Below are 18,810 nucleotides of genomic sequence, written 5' to 3'. Positions count from 1 at the left end.
TCGATCGTCCATTACTGCCTACGTTGTGGACGATCCATTCCATAACTGAGAGGGTTCGCCATGCCAGGCGTGTTGCAGGAGAAGGTGGCCGTGATTACCGGAGGGACCAGCGGGATCGGGTTGGCCATCGCCCACCGCTTCGTGAGGGAAGGCGCACGGGTCTTCGTGACCGGCCGGGACATCGACCGCCTCGAAGCAACAGTCAAGGAGATGGGCCCTGCGGTCACCGGCGTACGATCCGACGTCTCGGTCCTGGCCGACCTGGACGCGCTCTACGCACGAGTGCGTGAGCAGGCTGGACGCATCGATGTGCTGGTGGCCAACGCGGGCATCGTCGCGGACGCCGCGCTCGGCGCCCACAGCGAGGCGAACGTAGACCTCACGCTCGCCGTCAACGTGAAAGGCACACTGTTCACCGTTCAGAAGGCGCTTCCGCTGCTGGCGGAGAACGCCTCCGTCCTGGTCATCGGCTCGAGCAACAGCGTGCGGCCCAATGAGCACCTCGAGGTCTACAGCGCCTCCAAGGCAGCGGTGAGCAACCTGGTGCACAACTGGGCCCGGCAGTCGCGGGAGCGCCACTTCCGGGTCAACGTGCTCAGCCCGGGACCCACCCGGACCCCTGGTCTGCTGGGCGCCGCGGGGCCGGACGGCGACCAGTTCGCCGAGGCCGTCGTGCCCCTGGGGCGGTTGGCCGACGCCGAGGAGATCGCGGAGGCCGCCCTCTTCCTGGCTTCGGACGCCTCGTCGTTCGTCACCGGCGCCGAACTCTTCGCCGACGGCGGCTACACCCGGGCCTGAACGACGGTCGGTGGTGGCGTCCGGTTGCCTCGACGCGACGGGCCGCGCTTCACGTCCCCGCGTGTGCGCCGTACGAGTCCCGGTGCGCCCGAGACCAAGATCGCGGCCGCGGCTTCCAAGGACGACCTCGGCCACCGGTCGCCACCACCGGCTCCCGCAGGGGCCACGCCGAGCTTCGCTGGATGCTCATTCATCTCATCAGGAGACCGGACGGCAGGCGAGGCAAGCGGACACCGAAATGGCCACAGGTCAGTCCATTCCAGCGCACCCCCCGGACCTCCCTCACCCGTGGACCCCCGCAACTCCTCAGAGCCGTACCTGACCGGGAAGCGGAGAAGCTGGCGTAGGGTGTCCGCACCGGCGATCAAGGTGGGTGGTGGCGGTGGAGTGGCGCAACTACGCCGAGCAGATGGCTCTGCTCGCACGGGATCTACTCGCCCAGGACTCGGTCCAGGCAACGCTGGATCACATCGTGGCGTCTGCGGTGACGCTGATTGACGGCTGCAGTGCCGCCGGAATTCTCTCGGTCCGCAAGGGCCGGGCCGTGACCCTGGCCGCCTGCGGAGACGTCGTCCGTGAGTCCGACCGGCTGCAAGGTGAGCTCGGCGAGGGTCCCTGCTTCGATCTGGCCAGCAGCAAGGGCGGCGAGCGCGTGTATCGGATCGTGGACGTCCGCCAACCCCAGCCCACATGGGAACGTTTCGCGGCCGAAGCCCGCAATCTGGGCATTGGCAGCATGACCGGCGTACTGCTGTACACCGACAACGAGGACTTCGGAGCCCTCAACCTCTACGCCAGTCGGCCCGGAACCTTCAGCAAGGACATCGAAACGGCCGGCTGGATGCTCGCCTCGCACGCCGCCGTCGCCCTGTCCAGCGCCCGCACCATTGACCAGCTCGAGCACGCCATGGAAACCCGGCACGCCATCGGCGAGGCCATAGGCATCCTCAGGGAGCGGCATCAGTTGAGCGAAGAAGACGCCTTCAACGTGCTGCGACGCATCTCCCAGCACCACAACGTCAAGCTGCGCGATGTCGCCCAGAAGGTCCGGGGGGAGAACAGCGACCCGGCCTGACCCCGGCACGCGCGAAGCCTGGTGACACCGGCCCACGCCACCGCGACCATGGCCGCACCGGTGCGTTGGGAATCGACGCCGGCCACCGGGAGTGCGCAATGCAGCTCCCGCTCCTGAACTGACTGCAGTAACAGACGGAACTGCATCGGCGCCAACGCCCGGCACCCCGACCACCTCGATCCCTCCACGCACGAGCTACGAGGCCACGGCGCTCCCCAGTTCGTGACGCCGGGATCCACCACACCCCGCCGGGGGCAGGCCGCGGCCGGTGACGCCGGTGACCTTGGCCGCACAGGCCACTCAAAAAATGTCGGCCTCTTCTGAAACCGTCCCCGCGTCGCCGGCGGAATGCCTTTCCACGAGGTTCGAGATGCGCTCGAACAACGGAAGGGGTATCCGCCATGACCACTCGTGTCGCGGGTGCGGCTGTGACCGCCGCAGTCGCTGTTGTCCTGTCTGTCACCGCCGGCGCCCCGGCTCTCGCGCAGCCGCAGGCCGCAGACGATGATCAGGCCACCGTGTCGGTGCTGCATGCCGTGCCGGGCCTGACGGTCGACGTCTACGCGGGGAGCGAGGAACTCATCGCCGACTTCAAGCCCGGCACCCTGACCGACCCGATGAAGCTCGACGCCGGCTCCTACGACATCAAGATCTTCAAGGACGGTGAGGGCCCCGACGGAACGCCCGCCATTGAGAAGACCGTGGACGTGCCGGCCGGTGCCAACGCCACCCTGGTCGCTCACCTGACCGCCGAGGGCGATCCCGCGCTGGACGCGTTCGTCAACGACACGTCCCAGGTGCCTGCGGGCAAGGCCCGTCTCACCGTGCGCCACGTGGCCGCCGCTCCCGCGGTCGATGTGCGCGCCGACAAGACCCCTGTGTTCAAGAATCTGGAGAATCCCAAGGAAGCCAAGGGTGAGGTGGCGGCCGGCACGGTCTCCGCCGACGTGGTCCTGGCCGGAACCGACACCGTCGCGATCGGCCCGGCCGATCTGAACCTGGCCGAAGGCACGAACACCATCGTCTACGCGTGGGGCAGCGCCGAGGACAAGAACCTGGCGCTGGCGACGCAGACCCTGAGCGGTCTGCACTCCGCGCCTGGCGGCGTTCCCGCCGGTGAGAGCGGACAGGCAGCCGCCCACAACGGCGGCGTGCCGCTGGGCGCTCTCTCACTGGGCGCCTTCTCGGCCCTGATGGCGGCCGGTCTTCTCCTCAAGCTGCGGTCCTCCGCACGCTGACGCGACGACGCAAGAGCCCAGGTGCCGTCGGATGCGGCACCTGGGCTGCCGAGAACCGGTGAGGGGTTTGGTATGGGTAGACCGCTGTCGCGGCGCGGCCTGGTCGCCGGACTGTGTCTGGCGCTGATCGGGTGCGCCGTCGCGGCCGCGCTCGCCGTGGCTTCCTGGCCGGACAGAGACGCGGTCGGCAGCGACTTCGGCCGTGTGCCTGCCGCGGCTGCTACGACCGGGGCGCGGAGCGAGGCCCCAGCGACCGAACGGGCGGCCACGGGCGGAACAGGCGGGGACGCGTCAGGCAGCGCCACGTCAGGCAACGATGCCGCTGCCACCCAGCCCTCCCGGCTGTCCCTGCCCAGACTGGGCATCAGCGCGCCGGTCGATCCCGTCGGAGTCGCCGCCGACGGACAGGTCGAGATCCCCAAGGATCCCCAGCGGGTCGGCTGGTACCGGTTCTCTCCCGCGCCGGGGGCACCGAAGGGGTCCACGGTCGTGGTGGGGCATGTCGACTCCGACGGCCAGGGCCTGGGAGTCCTGGTCGCGCTGAACGAGGTACGCCGCGGAGACCAGGTGCTCGTGCAGCGCGCGGACGGCGCACGCGTGACGTACCAGATCACCGCCCGCCGGACCGTCGCCAAGGACGCCCTCTCGGCCTCTGGCGCCTTCCGCCGCGACGGCCCCGCCGTTCTGACGCTCATCACATGCGCCGGACCGTACCTTTCCGACCAGGGCGGATATCAGAACAACCTCGTCGTCACAGCCGTTGAGAGGCCGAGGTGACATCCACCTGGGGCGGATCCGAGGTCCTGGCGGCTAGTGTGGCGACCGTGACCTCGGCCTCCGACGAGCAGCTGGGGCATGGCTTCGTCGAGGGCGACGAGTCATGCCTGACCGAGGCGTACCGGCGTTGGGGCGCCCTGGTCTTCACCCTGGCGGCAAGGAAACTGGGCGATGCTGAGGAGGCCAAGGACGTCACGCAGCAGGTGTTCGTCGGTGCCTGGCGCGGACGCAAGGGATATGACGCACAGCGCGGCTCTCTGAAGACGTGGATCATGGGCATTGCGTACAAGAAGGTCGCCGACGCCCTCACCCGGCGTTCGCGGCATCTTCGGGACGTCGAGGCGGCCACCGCCGCGTCGACGGCGGGGCAGCAGCCGCAGCAGTCGGCACCCTCAGACGGGGTGCTGGACTTCGTACTGCTCACGGACGAGCTGGACAGGCTGCCCGAGCAGCAGCAGACCGTGCTGAAAATGGCGTTCTACGAAGACCTCACGCAGGCCCAGATCGCCGAACGCACCGGGCTGCCGCTGGGCACGGTCAAGAGTCACACACGGCGCGGATTGATGCGCATGAAGAACCGGTTGGAGGTGGACGGTGGAACACACGGATGACGGAACGCTCACGCTTGTGGCGCTGGGAGAGGAACCGTCCCCCTCGGTCTCCGACCACCTGCTCACCTGCGGCCGGTGCCGTCAGGAACTGGAGACACTGCGCCGGGTGGCCACCTCCATGACGGCTCCCTCACTCATGGACCGCGACCTGCTGTCACCGCCCTCCGAGGTGTGGGACGCCGTCGTCGATGAACTGAACCTGTCCGTGACGGACGGGGAGGTGACTGGCGCGGCGGATGCGGGAGTGTCCGACCGGCGCTCGCCGGACGTCGATGCGGAAGCCCCGGCGTCCGGCGGCGGCAACGGCAGGCCGCCGACGGGTGGTAGCCCGCTGGGCAAGCGGCGACGGCTCGCGCGCTTCACCGTGGGCCTGGCCGCGTGCACCGCCCTGCTCGGCGCCGCGGCCGGCTCCGGCATCACCTGGTGGATCACGCAGAACAGCACGACCGCCGCTCCGTCCGCCGAAGACGGCAATCGACTCAAGTCGCTTCAGGCGAACTCGGCCGGCTATGCCAGCCTCAGCGACAGCGACGGACACCGCCAGCTGGACATCACGGTGAAGGGACTGCCCCAGACGGCCGGCTATTTCGAGGTCTGGCTGATGGACAGCACCCACACCAAGCTCATCTCCATGGGCGTCCTCGGCCCCGACGGCCACGCGACACTGCCCGTCCCCGACAACGTCGACCTGACCGAATACTCCGAGGTCGACGTCTCCCTCCAGCCCTACAACGGCAAACCCGACCACTCGGGCGACAGCTTCGTACGTGGGCCTTACGCCAGCTGACACCGACGCGATGGCGGAAACTCCCTCCGCCCCGCGGGCTTGAGCGGCCGGGCCCGGCTGCTTCGTACAGCCGCCCTCAGGAAGCCGGTGCGGATAGCGGCCGCCACCCGCTGTGGCTGTCGGAGAGGATGAGCTGGACGTTATTACAGGCCCCGGGCACGCAGCGAACGCAGGAATTTCGTCGAGAACGGCTTCGACTCGCTGTCGCCGACCATCAGGCCGAGGATGTCGCGGTGCCCGGTGGCGGAGATCCCGGTGGCGACGATCACGGCTTGGAAAGCGATCCGGTGATGCACCTTCGCCCTGCGGCAGGAGGCCAGTTCCTCCCCCTGCGCCGGGTCGCAGGAGCCGTCGGCGAACTCATAGGCCTGGAGCTCGGTTTCTGAGGTGCTCCACGAGGGGCGGTCCGACAAGACCGCCCCTGTACGCACCACAAGCCAACTAGGTGAGCGCTTCCCGCACGAGCACTCCGACAAGCGCACGACCTGGCGCAACGGATTTGCCAACTTCAAGGCAGGGTTGGAGATCGGCTCGTGTAGCCTCCGGCGCATGTCTTCCGTGCTGGACAACGCGATGATCGACAAGATTGCGGCCGAGATCGACGATGAGCTGATCGGGATGCGCCGCGACATCCACCGGCATCCCGATCTTGCCGGTGAGGAGCGGCGCACCTCAGCACTGGTCGCCGAGCGGCTTCGCGCCGCGGGTCTGGCCGTCGTAACCGGCGTGGGCGGCCACGGTGTGGTGGCGGTGCTCGACGGTACGGGTGAGGGCCCGACGGTCGCCTACCGGGCCGACATGGACGCGGTCGACGACGACGAACTGTTCGACTGTGCCTTCGCCTCGCAGGTCCCGGGGGCTGCCCACCTGTGCGGCCACGACCTGCACACGGCGATCGGGGTGGGTATCGCCTTGGTCCTCGCACGGCTGCGCAAGCGACTGAACGGCCGGGTCGTCTTCGTCTTCCAGCCGGCCGAGGAGACGTGCGAGGGCGCCCGGGCGATGATCGAGGACGGGGTCCTGGAGCGGACCCCGCCACGGGAGATCTACGCGCTGCACTGCGGCGCCAATCCAGTGGGCACGTTCGCGATCGGACCGGGTCAGCCGGGACAGGACCGCTTCCGGATCGAGCTGGCGGGGCCGGGCGCCGACGACGACGCCAAGCAGCTCGTCGCCATGATCGGCGGACTGTCGACTGTCGGGCGCCCGCAGACGCCCGGACAGCTCCAGCAGCTCATGGACGACATGCAGACCCCGGACGGCCCGCTGGCGCGCTTTGTCCACGCCCTGTCCTATGCGAGCTCGTGCGATGACGGCGCGCGCGTGGACGCCTACGTGCGGGCCTGGCCTGATAGCCAGTACGCCGAGATCCGTGAGGAGGTGCGGCGCCGGGTGGATGCGCTGCCCCGTGGGCGGGTGGAGTTCACCGAGCCTCCGTTGCCCGCCATGGTGTGCTCGCCGGAGCTCAACGCGGCGGCAGCCTCGTACCTGCGAGGCGTCCTGGGGGCGGACGCGGTCATGGCGTTGCACGCGGCGTATCCGTTCAACGGCGAGGACTTCGCGTACTTCCTGCACCAGGTGTCCGGAGCGATGTTCTACCTAGGCGTCGCCAACCCGGAAGCGGGCATCAACGGGGTCCCCCACTCCCCGGACTTCGCTGCCGACGAGCACGCGATCGGTATCGGGGTCCGCGCGATGGCGGGGTTCCTGTCACACCGTCTCGATGCCCTCGCCTGAGCTGCATCCCGGTCGGCCGGGCAACGACTGCTGTGGGCCGCACCTGCACTGCCCGGCGCCGTCCACGACAGCCGCGCGGCCCGCGAACACGGCATCCTCGAAGGCCTCGCCGGCGTCGGCATCCCGTGCTGGTCGGACAAGGTCTACCGGGGCGCCAGCGGCACGATCCGTACCCCGGTCCCACGCGAAGATCCGCGCCCTCGCCGAACACGCCGTCGCCACCCTCAAGTCCTGGCGGCCGCAACGCAAACTACGGGGCTCGACCATCCAGATCACCAAACTCGTCCAGGCCGTCCTCACCTTTCATGTGCCCGTGGGACAGTCGGCGGGGAAGTTCGCCACGCCACCGGCAAGGCCCTCCGCGGCCTCTGGCCCGCGCAGCTGCGCATGACCAAGACCTGCGCCGATGCCGGAGTGCCGATGGTCGTGTGATCCGACACGTGCCGGGCCACGGGCATCATCCTCGGCTTTGCCCTCCACGACGAGTTCGACTACCTCGCCGACGCGGGCCTGGATTTCGGCTGACCAACATGCGCCCGGCCGCGACCGAGCTGGCCAGGTTCCGATTTCCATGAGCCTTGGCACGGCGCTCGCGGAGCTGGGGCCGGCGCGCGAAGTGCTGGAGGAGTCGGGGCATGTGCAACGTCATGTTGGAGGCGAGACGGTCGGCGCACCTCCGCTCCAAGAGCAGGAGTCGACGCTTGACGGGAGGGAGGAGGCCGCTGTCGTGTAACAGAGCTCATCAGGATGTCGGGGCCGTCATGTGAGTTGGGCAGGCGATGGCGTCATGTGGTGGGGCCGCCTGTTCGGTCTTTGATGGTGTCCTCCAAACCGGGGTGGGCAAGGTGCGGTGCAGTCTCGTCGGGGCCGTTCTGCGCACTGATCAACTGCCGTTCGGCCTGTTCGAAGGGTGCGGCGAATTTCCGCGGGCCGAGAAGGAGTTGGGGTTCGGCGGATGCGTGACGTGCCGCCAGAGTGGGGCGTGCGAACGAGGTCAGGGCGACTCCGCTGACGAGCAGGACCGCTGCCCACCAGCGCAGCCCGCTCATCGGTTCGTTCAGGAGGAGTACGGCTGATGACATGCCGAAGACCGGGACGAGGAGGGAGAAGGGGGCCACCGTGGACGCCGGGTGGCGCCGTAGCAGCCAGCCCCAGGCGCCGAAGCCGAATATGGTCGTGGCCCAGGCGACGTAGAGGACGGTGCTTGCGCCCTGCCAGTCCAGGGTGCGCAACGCGGCCAGGTCCCGCGACGGGCCCTCGATCAGCAACGACAGGGCCAGCAGGGGGAGTACCGGGATGGTGCTGACCCAGACCATGAAGTTCAGTGCGTCCGGCGGGGAAGCCTTGCGGGTCAGAACGTTGGAGACGCCCCAACAGGCAGCCGCTGCAATGCACAGGACGAACGCGCCGAGCGGGCCGGAGTCGCCTTCGTCCACCGCCGCGACGGCGATGCCGGCCAGGGCAATCGCCATACCCAGCGCGCCGAGCCGCGAGGGGCGTTCCCCCAGCACAGCAAAGGCGATCATGGCCGTGAAGACCGCCTGTATCTGCAGGACCAAGGAGGACAGGCCGGCCGGCATCCCGGTGTCCATGGCCACGAACAGCAGCCCGAACTTGGCCACGCCGAGGACCAGCCCGACCGCCACCACCCACTTCCAGGCGACCCTGGGGCGTCCCACCAGCAAAACCGCGGGAAACGCGGCCGCGAAGAAGCGCAAGGCCGAGAAGAGCAAGGGCGGGAAGTGATCGAGTCCGATCTCGATGACCGTGAAGTTCACACCCCAGACGGCGGCAACAGCGACGGCGAGGGCGAGGTGAGCTGGGCGCATGGGCCACAGAGTCACACCCACCAACTATGTAGCACCAGCGATGATTGCTACCTGGTTGGATGAAGTGACGCTTATCGGTTGCCTCGCTTTGACGGGAGACTTCTCATGCTCGACCTGCATCGTTTGCGCGCCTTGCACGCCGTCTGCGTGCACGGCAGCGTCGGGGCCGCCGCCTCCGCCCTGGGCTTCACCTCCTCCGCTGTGTCCCAGCAGATCGCGAAGCTGGAGCGGGAGACCGGGACCGTGCTGCTGGAGCGTGCGGGCCGCGGAGTGAAGCTGACCCCCGAGGCCCATCAACTCGTAGCTGTAGCGGAGGAGTTGTTGGGCATCATGGAACGTGCGCAGGGCGAGCTGGAACAACGGCGCGGGAAGCCCGCCGGGCGCCTGAGTATCGCCGCCTTCGCGTCGGCGGCGCGCGGGTTGCTGCCCGCCGTCCTCGCCGACCTGGCCGTGCGGCATCCGGGAGTGGACGCCCGGCTCGTCGAGGTCGACCCGCACCTGTCCGTGGGCATGGTCGCCAAGGGCGCGGTCGACATGAGCGTGGTCCACGACTGGGACATCGCGCCGCTGCTGTTGCCGCCGGGAGTCCAGCGGGCGGTGATCGGGGAGGACCAGTGCACGCTGCTGGTGCCACAAGGCCACCCGTTCGCAGGGCGGGAGGCCGTACGGCGCGAGGACCTCGGCGGGCAGCGGTGGGTGTGCCAGCCGCCCGGCCGGGTGTGCCACGAATGGCTGATGCGGACCCTGCGGACGGCCGGGCACGAGCCGGAGATCGTCCACCAGGCGGACGAGAACCCGACCTTGGTGGCGCTCGTTGCCGCAGGACTGGGTATCTGCCTCATCCCGCGCCTGGGCCGCGGACCGTTGCCTGCCGGGGTGGCGGAGGTGGCGCTCGATCCCACCCCGGTACGGCGGCTGTACGCACTGTGGCGCACCAGGGCGGCCCAACGGCCCGCGATCGCCGAGACCGTTCAAACCCTGCAGAAGCACTGGCCCAGCACGGCACAGCCGGTTCATTGAGCAACCCGGATCCGCTTGCGCGGACCGAGTATCGCCGCGGTCCGCCGGATTCGGTCCGATCAGTTGCCCCGGTTGCCGCTCGCACACCCACGGAGTGGATCGCGCAGAGCGACCAGACCAGCTCTCTTTCGGCACCGAGTTCCACGAGGATGACCCGGTGCTGCCTGGCCCGGCGCAGGTACAGACGCAGGGGGAAGTCCGCGGGCATCGCCTGCCAGTTGTTGCCGTGGTCGACGAGGCAGCGCACCGCGTCGATCATCTGCCGGCGCCAGACTCCCTCCTGCCGACCGCCGCCCGCCAGCCCTCCAGGAACCGGGACTCTGACCAGCGTCGCTGACCTCGTGCAGGGCGGCGATCAATCCAGCGTCGCGGGTCAGGATCTGCACCACGCATCCATGAGTAGCTCCACCGGAAGTCAAGCCCTGGCTGCACGTCCTCCGTCGTGGTGGTGTCGGGATCCATTGGGCTCACCGGCGGTAGGCGGTGGCGGCGACTGCGGGCAGAAGAGCGAGGGAGAGTGCGCCGCCCGCCAGAGCGAGGGCGGGGTAGCTGGTGGCGGCGACCATGATGCCGGAGGCCATACCGCCGGTGGCACCCGCGATGGCGATGGAAACATCGACCAGACCCTGGGTCTTGGCGCGGGTGGCGAGCGGGACGGTGTCGGTGATGATCGCGGTGCCGGATACAAGACCGAAGTTCCAGCCCAGACCGAGCAGGGCGAGGGCAAGTGCGAGGAGGGCGATGGAATCGCCGGGCGCGAGCGCGGCGAGGATGCCGGAGGCCAGGAGGGTGATGCCGGAGGCTGCGGCGATCTTCATGTGGCCGTAGCGGTCGACGAGCCATCCGGTGAGCGGTGAGGGCAGGTACATGGCGCCGATGTGGATGGCGATGACGAGACCGGAGGCCGCGGTGCCGTGGCCGTGGTCGTGCATGTGGACCGGGGTCATCGTCATGATGGCGACCATGACGAGCTGGGTGAGGACCATGACCAGGGCGCCGAGGACCACGCTTCCGCGGCCGGAGCTCGGGCCGGGGCCGCCAGCGGCCGGGTTGGCCGCGGTGCCGGCCTTCTCGGCCTGGGCGACGGAGCGGGCCAGGAGCAGGGGGTCCGGGCGCAGCCACAGGGCGAGGACGAGGGCGGCCAGTGCGTAGGCGACGCCGGAGAGGATGAAGGGTCCGGCGAGGTTGGGGATGCCGAGGCGTTCGGCGAAGGTGCCGGTGGGGGCGGCGAGGTTGGGTCCGGCGACGCCGCCGAGGGTGGTGGCGACCAGGACGGTGGAGACGGCGCGGGCTCGGTGGCCGGGGGCTGCGAGGTCGGCTCCGGCGTAGCGGGCTTGGAGGTTGGTGGCGGTGCCGGCGCCGTAGACGAACAGGGCGAGGAACAGCAGCACAGGGTTGTCCAGAACGGCGGCGGTGATGACGCCGCCCGAGCCGACGGCGCCGGTGAGGTAGCCGGTGGCCAGGCCGGGGCGGCGGCCGCGGGCCTGGGAGATGCGGCCGACGGCGACGGCGGCGAGCGCGGATCCGGCGGTGAACAGGGTGCTGGGCAGTCCGGCGAGGCTGGTGGAGCCGAGCATGTCTTGGGCGAGGAGGGCGCCGACGGTGACGCCAGCGGCGAGACCTGCGCCGCTCAGGATCTGCGAGACGACCAGGACCCGCAGGATCCGGCGCTGGGTCAGAGCGGCATCGGGTATGTGGATCGTTGCGGGGGATGGTGCGTGCGAGGTCATGTCCTCTTCCGGGGCAGGGCTGCGGGCGTGGCGGGGGGTGACGGCCCGGACCAGGTTCGGGGTCGTCGCCTGTGTGCCGGGTGGGGCGTCAGCTGAGATCGGACAGCTGGGCGGGCTCGGTGATCGGGTCGTCGGTATTCTCCAGGGTCGCCGGCACGGACCGGGCGGCTCGTTCGCCGGCGGCGAGGGCGCCTTTGAAGTATCCGGTGTGCTCAGTCGCCGTCTCCTTTGTTCACGCATGCCGCTCGAGCTCGTACGCCTCGCCAGCGCCACGCCGCTCTGGAGGGGCACCGCAGGTCGGCGCTCACTACCCCAAGGCCTTCTCGCGCGAGATCGCCTCCTCGGTGCGAGATCCCCTACCGCACTCTCCCGAGGATGCCTAACTTGGCAGGCACGTTGCGGGAATCGCCGCACCGAACCCCTTCTGCCGAGCAAACGAGGCATACCCATGGCGTATCTCGACATCACGCTGCCAGAGGTCCCGGCCGACCGCGCCGCAGTCACATGCGTGTACGCGAAGTACAGGCGGCCCTTCCTGGACACCGTCCCCGGCGCCGTCAGCAAGAAACTCCTCGTCCGCGACGAGGACGTCCAAGTCCTCCACGGCTTCGAGAGCACGGCCGACGCCAAGGCCCACATGGAGAGCGGCCGGTTCACCCATGACGTGGTCGACGGCCTGTCCCCGCTGCCGGAGACGGGCCGCGAAATCCGCCTCTACGACGCCGCCTGACGGCAGGGTGACCTCATGCACGAAATCAACGCCCTGCTGCGCGAGTACGACCGCGCCCGCGCCTACACCGACGAGCTGTGGCGGGACCTCACCCCGGACGAGGTGACCTGGCGACCGCACGAGGATTCCAGCGCCATCGGCTGGCACCTGGGCCACCAGGCCCACGTCGCCCACTTCTTGATCCGCAACCTCACCGCTGCCGAGCCCAGCCCTGACCCGGAGCTGGACGGACTCATGGACTCGGCGAACCCGGAGAAGTTCCGTGGTGCCCTGCCGACCGTCGAACGGCTCACCGCGTTCCGCGACACCGTCGCCGAACGCGTCCACGCCCGCATCGGCAATATCGCCGCCGGCAAGGTCGGCGCCCCCACCCAGCTGACCATCGTCGCCAGCCACCTTCTGCTCGCGCTCATCAACCACGAGTACCAGCACGACCAGTGGATCAGCGAGGTCCGCGTCGACGACCTCGGCCACACCCTTCCCTGCGACCCTGCCTCGGACTGGATCAGCCGCGTCGACGGGTATCTCGTCTGCAACCCCTACGCCTGACCGCTTGCACCTGCGCGAGGCGCAATCGGCAGCCATCCCTCACCGGCACGACATCGTGGGCTGGTGCACAGTCAACGAGCGGGACATGAGTGACGGCAGTCGGGCCAGCAGTGCGGGCCAGGTGCCGTCACGCTGCCAGCGGCGGAAGAGTCCGTAAACCCACTGCCGTGGCCCGTACTCCGACGGCAAACCTCGCCACGGAACCCCTCGCCCCACATCGAGATCACCGCGATGGGGGACGAGGAAGCGAGCCGACTTTCGACGCACTGCCTACGGGCCTCGGGCAAGTGCTATGCGCTCGGAGGCAGTTGCGCCACGGGAGCCGTTCGTGGGGTGACTGTCAGCTTGGTCGAGCGTGGGCCCGTCATCACCTATCTTCAGGCGCCGTTGGCCGTGACGAGGGCGGGGTCGCACGTCCGCAGCGCTGTGACGTAATTGCCGTTCGTCCCGTAGCCGGAGAAGGTCGCCCAGCCGCCGGGCTCGATGACGCGGCAGGGGGCCCACTGGCCGTTCGTGTACTCGACCGTGACGTTGACGGTGTCGCTGCAGCCGTTATGGACGTCGGTGTAGCGCCAGCTCTGGAAGTACTCCACGCATTCCGGAGCCGGCGATCCGGTGGCCGCCACGGTGGACGGGGCGGCGGCGAGGGACATCACCAGAGCCGCAGCGGTCATGGTGGCGAGAGCGAGGGGACGCGATGCGCGCGTCGTGTGGTTTGCCATGCCCCGGATTCTGGGGTCGCACGAATGCTCCTGCAACTTACTGCAAGTATTTTCAGACAAGATCTCATTAAGGGTCCTAATCTCCAGCTCATCTGCCATGTGGAAGGTTGAAAGTTGTTGCGGATCTGTCTGTTGCGTAGCGTGATCAAGGTCGCGATACGGTTCACGCCGGAGCCGAGTTGACGATCCTGATGTCGTTCGACGCCGTCGACTGCGTACGGGTCCCCCAGCAAAGCGGCAGCGGACGACCGCGGTTTTGGGGTCGGCTCGCGCGGAACCCACGCTCACCTGTCGGCGCGCAGCGGTTCTCCCACTTCGTGCATGTGCCGCAGGGCCTGACGGTAGGAGTCGACGAGGCCGGTTTCGGCGTAGGGGATACCGAGGTTGTGGCAGTGGGCCTTCACCATGGACTGCGCGAGCCTCAGATGAGGGCGGGGCATGCTGGGGAACAGGTGGTGCTCGATCTGGTAGTTGAGGCCGCCGAGGAGCCAGTCGGTCACGACGCCGCCCCTGATGTTGCGGGATGTGAGGACCTGGCGACGCAGGTGTCCCCACTTCTCACCGTCGGTGTCGGGCATGTCCATCCCCTTGTGGTTGGGTGCGAAGGCCATGCCCAGGTGCAGCCCGAACAGGGCTTGATGGAGCGCGGCGAAGACGAGTGCGTGCGCGAGCGGCATGGTCGTCAGCAGCAGGGTGACGTACCCAGCGATGTGAGCGATGAGGAGTGAGCCCTCCATGAGGCGCTCGCGGCCGCTCTGGCGGCGCAGATCCTTGAAGCCGGAGAGCTTCAGAGCGAGGCCCTCGAGGAGGGTGAGGGGGAGGAAGAGCCATGCTTGGTGGCGGGTGAGCCAGCCGCGGAAGCCTGTGCGGGTGGCGGCCTGTTCACTCGTGAAGACGAGGACGTCAGCGACGACGTCAGGGTCCTTGTCGATGTGGTTGGGGTTGGCGTGGTGGCGGTTGTGCTTGTCGTTCCACCACGCGTAACTCATGCCGAGCAGCAGGTTGCCGTGGATGAGACCGATGCGGCGGTTGGTGACGCGGTCGCCGCTGATCTGGGCATGGCCCGCGTCGTGGCCGATGAACGCGGTGCGGGCACACAGGACGGAGAGGACGGGGGCGAGAGCGAGCACCCACCACGAACCGCCGACGAGCGCCATGCCCGTGACGACGGCGGCCAGACTGAGCGTGTTGACACCTATGGTGCGTGCGTACCAGGCGGTGCGCCGTTCGAGCAGCCCTTGTCCCTTGACGTGGCGCAACAGTGGCGCGAACTCGCTGCCCGGGTCCGCCGAGGCGTGCCTCGCGGCTGGCTTCCCGGGGTGCGGCAGAGTGGTTTCGCCGGCCAAGGACATGGTCGTACTCCTGGGTTCGGTGGCTGGTGTGGACGCGGAGCTCGACTGGTCGGCCCGGTCTCAGAAACGTACGGATCATGGGCGGTGGCGTGCCATGGAGCCATCCCCCGGACGATCGGAGGGGACCCCCAGGCGCGAGAGGGGGGTTGTCCGCAGGTGCGCTGTCGCACGGTGTGGTTCGGCCTGGCCGCTGACCTTGGTGATGCGGCGTTGCAGGTACGTCGCTCAGGTCGCCGGCGCGAGGTGGGCGAAGCCCGCCGCCAGGGAGCCCGCCGCCGCTCGGCGGGTCGTGCCGGCCCGGTTCGACGGGTCCACGAGTCGGTACGGGACGTGCCGGGCACGCTCACGGGCGGCCGGCTGGTGGGCAGTGGCGGGGCTGCGGATAGCGTGCGGGCATGACGATGACGAGCAAGCGGCGGGTGCTGTACCGGCAGGGCACTGGGTTCTGGCGCATGACGGCGAAGTGGGTTGTGGTCTTCGGCGCCCTGTACCTGCTGGATGCCGGGCTGTTCCGATCATGGGGTGCAGCTCTGGTCTGGCCGATGATCGGGATCCTGCTGTGGGTGCCGTTCGGGATCGGTGTCGTCTGGTACCCGAGGAAGGACCAGCGGGTTGAGCTGACGGCGGGTGAACTGCGGGTGCGGCGCAAGCGATTGCCGATGGAGGAGGTGAACCTCCTGCACGTGGCGCGGCTGTGGCTGGAGGGACGGTCGACCGCGGACGATCAGCCGGTGCTGGAGTGGGGACGGCTGGACCGGGTGGTGTGGGTGCCGCTGCAGGACGGCCGGGCGTTCGGCGTCGAGTTTCGCGACCCCGCCGCGTTCGCCAAGGTGTTCGGCGCGTTCGCGGTCGCGTCGTGCGGCGGACCGGAGCTCGTCCGCGCCAGGGCCGCAACGGCAACTTACCCGGAGCCGCGCCCCGTGCGGGCCCGCTCCGCTGCCGATGGCTCCTGGATGGATGCCCTGGACGTCTTCAACTGAAGGCCGGGCGCGCACAGTACGGGTGACTGCCCTGTCCTGGGGCGGGGAACCGCGCGGGGCAGGGCCCCGGGCCGGATCGTGTCCGCGCAGGATCACCGACGCGGCTGACCGGCGTCGTTCGGGACGTGGTGTCCGTCATCGCAGCGGGTCACTGTTCGGGACGTGGTCTCCGTCATCGCAGCAGGTCACTGTTCGGGACGTGATGTCCGTCGTTGCAGCGGGTCACCCCCTTCGGCTTCGAGCTCGACAGCCACCACCTGGGCTGCTTGGGACCGAAGGCGGAGCGTGGGGCCACGGTCTCTCGCGTACATGTCCCTCCACCCGGGGTGGGTGTGCACAGGAGCTCGTTGGCTCCGCGCGTGCGCACGGCGGTCACGCCCCGCTCGGCGCACGGGACGATCACCGCGGTCCCGTGCTGCGGCGGCGGGGGCGCTCACAAGGGCGACGTCCGCGTCCCTCAGCGGAGCCGCGCCAGCAAGTGCGTGTCGAGGAAGCCTCGTTCGGAGGCCGGATCGTGGAGCAGCCGGGCGAACGGGTCGAGCCCGGCCCGGAACAGCAACTCGGCGAACCGGTCCACCGGCCAGCTGTAGGCGGGCGTCACCTTGTGGTCGAAGCGGACCGGCTCCGGTTCGTCTGTCCCGAAGAACGAGACCATGAGCAGTCCCCCTGGCGACAGGACCCGTACCTGCTCGGCGAGGAGTGCGGGCAGGTCCCCAGGAGGCGTGTGGATCATCGAGTAGTGGGCCAGTACCCCGCCGAGCGCGCTGTCCTCGACCGGCAGGGACTCCATCCGCGCCTCCTCGAAGCGCAGCGCCGGATGTGTCCGCCTGGCATGGTCGATCATGGCGGGGGAGAGGTCGAGGCCAAAGGCGTCCAGTCCCAGATCGTGCAGCATGGCCGTCAGATGTCCAGGCCCGCACCCGACGTCGGCGGCCCGCGAGTTACCCGTCCGGCGCACCAACTCGGCGAAGGTCCTGATCATGTTCCGGGAGAACGGCTGCTCCTCCAACTGGTTGGCGAATTTCGCCGCGTACAGTTCGACGACGCCGTCATAGGCCGCCCTGGTCTGCTCCTGATGCTCCATCACGCGAAGGGAAGCTAGCACTCGCGCACGCCCCGGCTTCGTTGGCCTCGTGCGATGTGAGCCGCCCGAGGAAGAGCCCGGGGACCGGCGATTGTCATGGCGGAAGCGTTGACCGGAGGATCGGCAGAACCTATCTTCTGGTCGAACTCGCGAACGGCGTTCGAAATATCGATCCACGTGAACAGGCAGTCACCTCCGCGCCTTGCCCCCACAAGGAGAACCCGTGAGACCTGTACCCACCCGGCGAACGGTCCTCGGCATGATGGCCGGCTCGGCCGCCGCCGTCGCTGTCGGCCTCCCGGCCGGTGCCGCCCACGCCGCCGTGCCGGCGTCCCCCGGTGTCACCTACACGAACACCCTCGCGGAACAGCGGGCCGACCCGCACATCTGGAAACACACCGACGGCTACTACTACTTCACCGCCACGGTGCCGGCGTACGACCGGATCGTGCTGCGCCGTGCCACCACGATCCAGGGACTGTCCTCGGCCGCCGAGGCGACCATCTGGACCAAGCACGCCACCGGGGCGATGGGCGCTCATATCTGGGCTCCGGAGATCCACTTCATCGACGGCAGATGGTACGTCTACTTCGCGGCCGGGGACGCAGGCGATGTGTGGCGGATTCGGCCCTACGTCCTCGAGTGCACCGCCGCGAACCCGGTGACCGGCGCCTGGACGGAGAAGGGCCGTATCGCCCTGCCACTGGACACCTTCTCTCTGGACGCCACGACCTTCACCGTGAACGGCACCCGCTACCTCGCCTGGGCGCAGAACGATCCCGCCGTCGGCCCCGGCACCAACCTCTACATCGCACGGATGGCCAGTCCGTGGACCATCACCGGGGCACCGGTCATGCTCAGCCGGCCGACGGCCGCGTGGGAGACCGCCGGAGGCCAGACGGTCAACGAGGGACCTGCCGTGATCCAGCGCAACGGCAAGGTCTTCATGACCTTCTCGGCCAGCGCGACGGACGCCAACTACTGCATGGGCATGCTGACCGCGTCAGCCTCCGCCGACCTGCTCAAAGCCTCGTCGTGGACCAAGCACGCGGGCCCGGTCTTCGCGAGCAACGCCGCCACCAGCCAATACGGGCCCGGGCACAACCAGTTCACGGTTTCCGAGGACGGTAGGTCGGACATCCTCGTCTACCACTCCCGCGGCTACCGGGACATCAGCGGCGACCCCCTCAACGACCCCAACCGCCGTACCCGCGTGCAGAAGATCTACTGGAAGGCCGACGGCACACCCGACTTCGGCATCCCGGTCGCCGACGGCCTCACCCCGGTCCGGCTCTCCTCCTACAACTTCCCCGACCGGTTCATCAGGCACTGGGAGTTCCGCGCGAGGACCGAGTCGAACGTCTCCCCGCTGGCCGACTCGCAGTTCCGCGTCGTCCCCGGGCTTGCCGGCGGCGGCTCCGTCTCCCTGGAGTCGGCCAACTTCCCCGGATACTTCCTGCGCCACAAGAACTACGAGGTGTGGGTGGAGAAGAACGACGGCACGGCCCTGTTCCGCGGCGACGCCTCCTGGATCGCCCGGCCCGGGCTGGCGGACTCCGCCGGAGTCTCGTACGAGTCGTCCAACGTCCCGGGCCGCTACATCCGCCACTACGACCATCTGCTCCAGGTCCAGGCTCTCAGCACGACGACGGACCGGGCCGACGCCACCTTCTACACGCAGTGAGCCGCCACCGTTGCGGGCTGGCGAGCCGGAGTGAGGGGTGGACCTCAGTGCGCGTCGGGTGCCACGGCGGTCACCGTCGCGCCGGATGTCGTCGCCGACCTGCCCCA

18 protein-coding genes and 2 pseudogenes are annotated in these 18,810 nt (G+C 69.0%); 13 read left to right on the top strand and 7 right to left on the bottom strand.

Annotated elements, in window-relative coordinates:
• The first annotated feature begins 60 nt into the window (after window positions 1-60).
• The 6 genes from ACWDRW_RS18295 (at window position 61) to ACWDRW_RS18270 (ending at window position 5,286) form a co-directional block, all read left to right on the top strand.
• Entirely contained in the window at window positions 61-798 is a 738-nt protein-coding gene (locus tag ACWDRW_RS18295) for an SDR family NAD(P)-dependent oxidoreductase (RefSeq protein WP_451724322.1), read from the top strand.
• 382 nt (window positions 799-1,180) lie between these two features.
• Window positions 1,181-1,873 (top strand): GAF and ANTAR domain-containing protein, encoded by a 693-nt coding sequence (locus ACWDRW_RS18290; RefSeq protein WP_451724319.1) that lies wholly within the window; start codon window positions 1,181-1,183, stop codon window positions 1,871-1,873.
• Between the two features lie 401 nt (window positions 1,874-2,274).
• Window positions 2,275-3,111: a DUF4397 domain-containing protein gene (locus ACWDRW_RS18285; RefSeq protein ID WP_451724316.1), complete on the top strand. Its 837-nt coding sequence runs from the start codon at window positions 2,275-2,277 to the stop codon at window positions 3,109-3,111.
• A 72-nt stretch (window positions 3,112-3,183) separates the two neighbouring features.
• Window positions 3,184-3,888, top strand: coding sequence for a class F sortase (locus tag ACWDRW_RS18280; protein WP_451724314.1), 705 nt, complete (start codon window positions 3,184-3,186; stop codon window positions 3,886-3,888).
• A gap of 47 nt (window positions 3,889-3,935) precedes the next feature.
• The gene (locus tag ACWDRW_RS18275; protein ID WP_451724312.1) at window positions 3,936-4,499 is read left to right on the top strand and encodes a sigma-70 family RNA polymerase sigma factor; all 564 of its coding nucleotides are present in this window, start codon (window positions 3,936-3,938) and stop codon (window positions 4,497-4,499) included.
• 16 nt (window positions 4,500-4,515) lie between these two features.
• A complete protein-coding gene (locus ACWDRW_RS18270) occupies window positions 4,516-5,286 on the top strand; it encodes an anti-sigma factor (protein WP_451724311.1) in 771 nt (256 codons plus the stop codon).
• A 53-nt stretch (window positions 5,287-5,339) separates the two neighbouring features.
• On the opposite strand, the pseudogene ACWDRW_RS18265 reads toward ACWDRW_RS18270, so the two are convergent.
• Window positions 5,340-5,591 (bottom strand): annotated as a pseudogene (locus tag ACWDRW_RS18265) (transposase); the annotation flags it as partial.
• Window positions 5,592-5,835: 244 nt separating this feature from the next.
• Between ACWDRW_RS18265 and ACWDRW_RS18260 the strand changes: the two are divergent.
• Together ACWDRW_RS18260 and ACWDRW_RS18255 are read left to right on the top strand one after the other, a co-directional pair.
• Entirely contained in the window at window positions 5,836-7,023 is a 1,188-nt protein-coding gene (locus ACWDRW_RS18260) for a M20 metallopeptidase family protein (RefSeq protein WP_451724310.1), read from the top strand.
• Window positions 7,024-7,047: 24 nt separating this feature from the next.
• A pseudogene (locus ACWDRW_RS18255) lies at window positions 7,048-7,333 on the top strand (IS5/IS1182 family transposase); the annotation flags it as partial.
• Between the two features lie 475 nt (window positions 7,334-7,808).
• Here the strand turns inward: ACWDRW_RS18255 and ACWDRW_RS18250 are convergent.
• Entirely contained in the window at window positions 7,809-8,852 is a 1,044-nt protein-coding gene (locus tag ACWDRW_RS18250; RefSeq protein ID WP_451724309.1) for an EamA family transporter, read from the bottom strand.
• Window positions 8,853-8,957: 105 nt separating this feature from the next.
• On the opposite strand from ACWDRW_RS18250, the gene ACWDRW_RS18245 reads away from it, so the two are divergent.
• The gene (locus ACWDRW_RS18245) at window positions 8,958-9,872 is read left to right on the top strand and encodes a LysR family transcriptional regulator (RefSeq protein WP_451724308.1); all 915 of its coding nucleotides are present in this window, start codon (window positions 8,958-8,960) and stop codon (window positions 9,870-9,872) included.
• Window positions 9,873-10,339: 467 nt separating this feature from the next.
• On the opposite strand, the gene ACWDRW_RS18240 is transcribed toward ACWDRW_RS18245, so the two are convergent.
• Window positions 10,340-11,602: an MFS transporter gene (locus ACWDRW_RS18240; protein WP_451724307.1), complete on the bottom strand. Its 1,263-nt coding sequence runs from the start codon at window positions 11,600-11,602 to the stop codon at window positions 10,340-10,342.
• Window positions 11,603-12,050: 448 nt separating this feature from the next.
• On the opposite strand from ACWDRW_RS18240, the gene ACWDRW_RS18235 reads away from it, so the two are divergent.
• A complete protein-coding gene (locus ACWDRW_RS18235; protein ID WP_451724306.1) occupies window positions 12,051-12,332 on the top strand; it encodes a hypothetical protein in 282 nt (93 codons plus the stop codon).
• 15 nt (window positions 12,333-12,347) lie between these two features.
• Window positions 12,348-12,881: a DinB family protein gene (locus tag ACWDRW_RS18230; protein ID WP_451724304.1), complete on the top strand. Its 534-nt coding sequence runs from the start codon at window positions 12,348-12,350 to the stop codon at window positions 12,879-12,881.
• Between the two features lie 39 nt (window positions 12,882-12,920).
• Here ACWDRW_RS18230 and ACWDRW_RS18225 read toward each other — a convergent pair whose 3' ends face one another.
• The 3 genes from ACWDRW_RS18225 to ACWDRW_RS18215 form a co-directional block, all read right to left on the bottom strand.
• A complete protein-coding gene (locus ACWDRW_RS18225) occupies window positions 12,921-13,097 on the bottom strand; it encodes a transposase (protein WP_451724303.1) in 177 nt (58 codons plus the stop codon).
• Between the two features lie 161 nt (window positions 13,098-13,258).
• The gene (locus ACWDRW_RS18220; protein ID WP_451724302.1) at window positions 13,259-13,603 is read right to left on the bottom strand and encodes an alpha-amylase; all 345 of its coding nucleotides are present in this window, start codon (window positions 13,601-13,603) and stop codon (window positions 13,259-13,261) included.
• A 284-nt stretch (window positions 13,604-13,887) separates the two neighbouring features.
• Window positions 13,888-14,955 (bottom strand): fatty acid desaturase family protein, encoded by a 1,068-nt coding sequence (locus ACWDRW_RS18215; RefSeq protein ID WP_451724301.1) that lies wholly within the window; start codon window positions 14,953-14,955, stop codon window positions 13,888-13,890.
• Window positions 14,956-15,350: 395 nt separating this feature from the next.
• On the opposite strand from ACWDRW_RS18215, the gene ACWDRW_RS18210 reads away from it, so the two are divergent.
• On the top strand, window positions 15,351-15,935 hold the full coding sequence (locus tag ACWDRW_RS18210) for a hypothetical protein (RefSeq protein WP_451724299.1): 585 nt from the start codon (window positions 15,351-15,353) through the stop codon (window positions 15,933-15,935).
• Between the two features lie 457 nt (window positions 15,936-16,392).
• Here the strand turns inward: ACWDRW_RS18210 and ACWDRW_RS18205 are convergent, their stop codons facing one another.
• Window positions 16,393-17,019, bottom strand: coding sequence for a class I SAM-dependent methyltransferase (locus ACWDRW_RS18205; RefSeq protein ID WP_451724298.1), 627 nt, complete (start codon window positions 17,017-17,019; stop codon window positions 16,393-16,395).
• Window positions 17,020-17,278: 259 nt separating this feature from the next.
• Here ACWDRW_RS18205 and ACWDRW_RS18200 point away from each other — a divergent pair, with 259 nt between their 5' ends.
• Window positions 17,279-18,703, top strand: coding sequence for a family 43 glycosylhydrolase (locus tag ACWDRW_RS18200; RefSeq protein ID WP_451724422.1), 1,425 nt, complete (start codon window positions 17,279-17,281; stop codon window positions 18,701-18,703).
• Window positions 18,704-18,810 lie beyond the last annotated feature (107 nt).

The organism is Streptomyces sp. NPDC003635 (assembly GCF_053587635.1).
The sequence above is the reverse complement of the archived record's forward strand: the minus strand, read 5'-3'. Positions and strand labels throughout refer to the sequence as shown.

Bases quoted from the DNA above. Each gene is read 5' to 3' on its own strand.
- ACWDRW_RS18295 (WP_451724322.1), top strand. From the start codon at position 61: ATGCCAGGCGTGTTGCAGGAGAAGGTGGCCGTGATTACCGGAGGGACC.
- ACWDRW_RS18285 (WP_451724316.1), top strand. From the start codon at position 2,275: ATGACCACTCGTGTCGCGGGTGCGGCTGTGACCGCCGCAGTCGCTGTT.
- ACWDRW_RS18280 (WP_451724314.1), top strand. From the start codon at position 3,184: ATGGGTAGACCGCTGTCGCGGCGCGGCCTGGTCGCCGGACTGTGTCTG.
- ACWDRW_RS18260 (WP_451724310.1), top strand. From the start codon at position 5,836: ATGTCTTCCGTGCTGGACAACGCGATGATCGACAAGATTGCGGCCGAG.
- ACWDRW_RS18250 (WP_451724309.1), bottom strand. From the start codon at position 8,852: ATGCGCCCAGCTCACCTCGCCCTCGCCGTCGCTGTTGCCGCCGTCTGG.
- ACWDRW_RS18245 (WP_451724308.1), top strand. From the start codon at position 8,958: ATGCTCGACCTGCATCGTTTGCGCGCCTTGCACGCCGTCTGCGTGCAC.
- ACWDRW_RS18240 (WP_451724307.1), bottom strand. From the start codon at position 11,602: ATGACCTCGCACGCACCATCCCCCGCAACGATCCACATACCCGATGCC.
- ACWDRW_RS18235 (WP_451724306.1), top strand. From the start codon at position 12,051: ATGGCGTATCTCGACATCACGCTGCCAGAGGTCCCGGCCGACCGCGCC.
- ACWDRW_RS18230 (WP_451724304.1), top strand. From the start codon at position 12,348: ATGCACGAAATCAACGCCCTGCTGCGCGAGTACGACCGCGCCCGCGCC.
- ACWDRW_RS18220 (WP_451724302.1), bottom strand. From the start codon at position 13,603: ATGGCAAACCACACGACGCGCGCATCGCGTCCCCTCGCTCTCGCCACC.
- ACWDRW_RS18215 (WP_451724301.1), bottom strand. From the start codon at position 14,955: ATGTCCTTGGCCGGCGAAACCACTCTGCCGCACCCCGGGAAGCCAGCC.
- ACWDRW_RS18210 (WP_451724299.1), top strand. From the start codon at position 15,351: ATGACGATGACGAGCAAGCGGCGGGTGCTGTACCGGCAGGGCACTGGG.
- ACWDRW_RS18205 (WP_451724298.1), bottom strand. From the start codon at position 17,019: ATGGAGCATCAGGAGCAGACCAGGGCGGCCTATGACGGCGTCGTCGAA.
- ACWDRW_RS18200 (WP_451724422.1), top strand. From the start codon at position 17,279: ATGATGGCCGGCTCGGCCGCCGCCGTCGCTGTCGGCCTCCCGGCCGGT.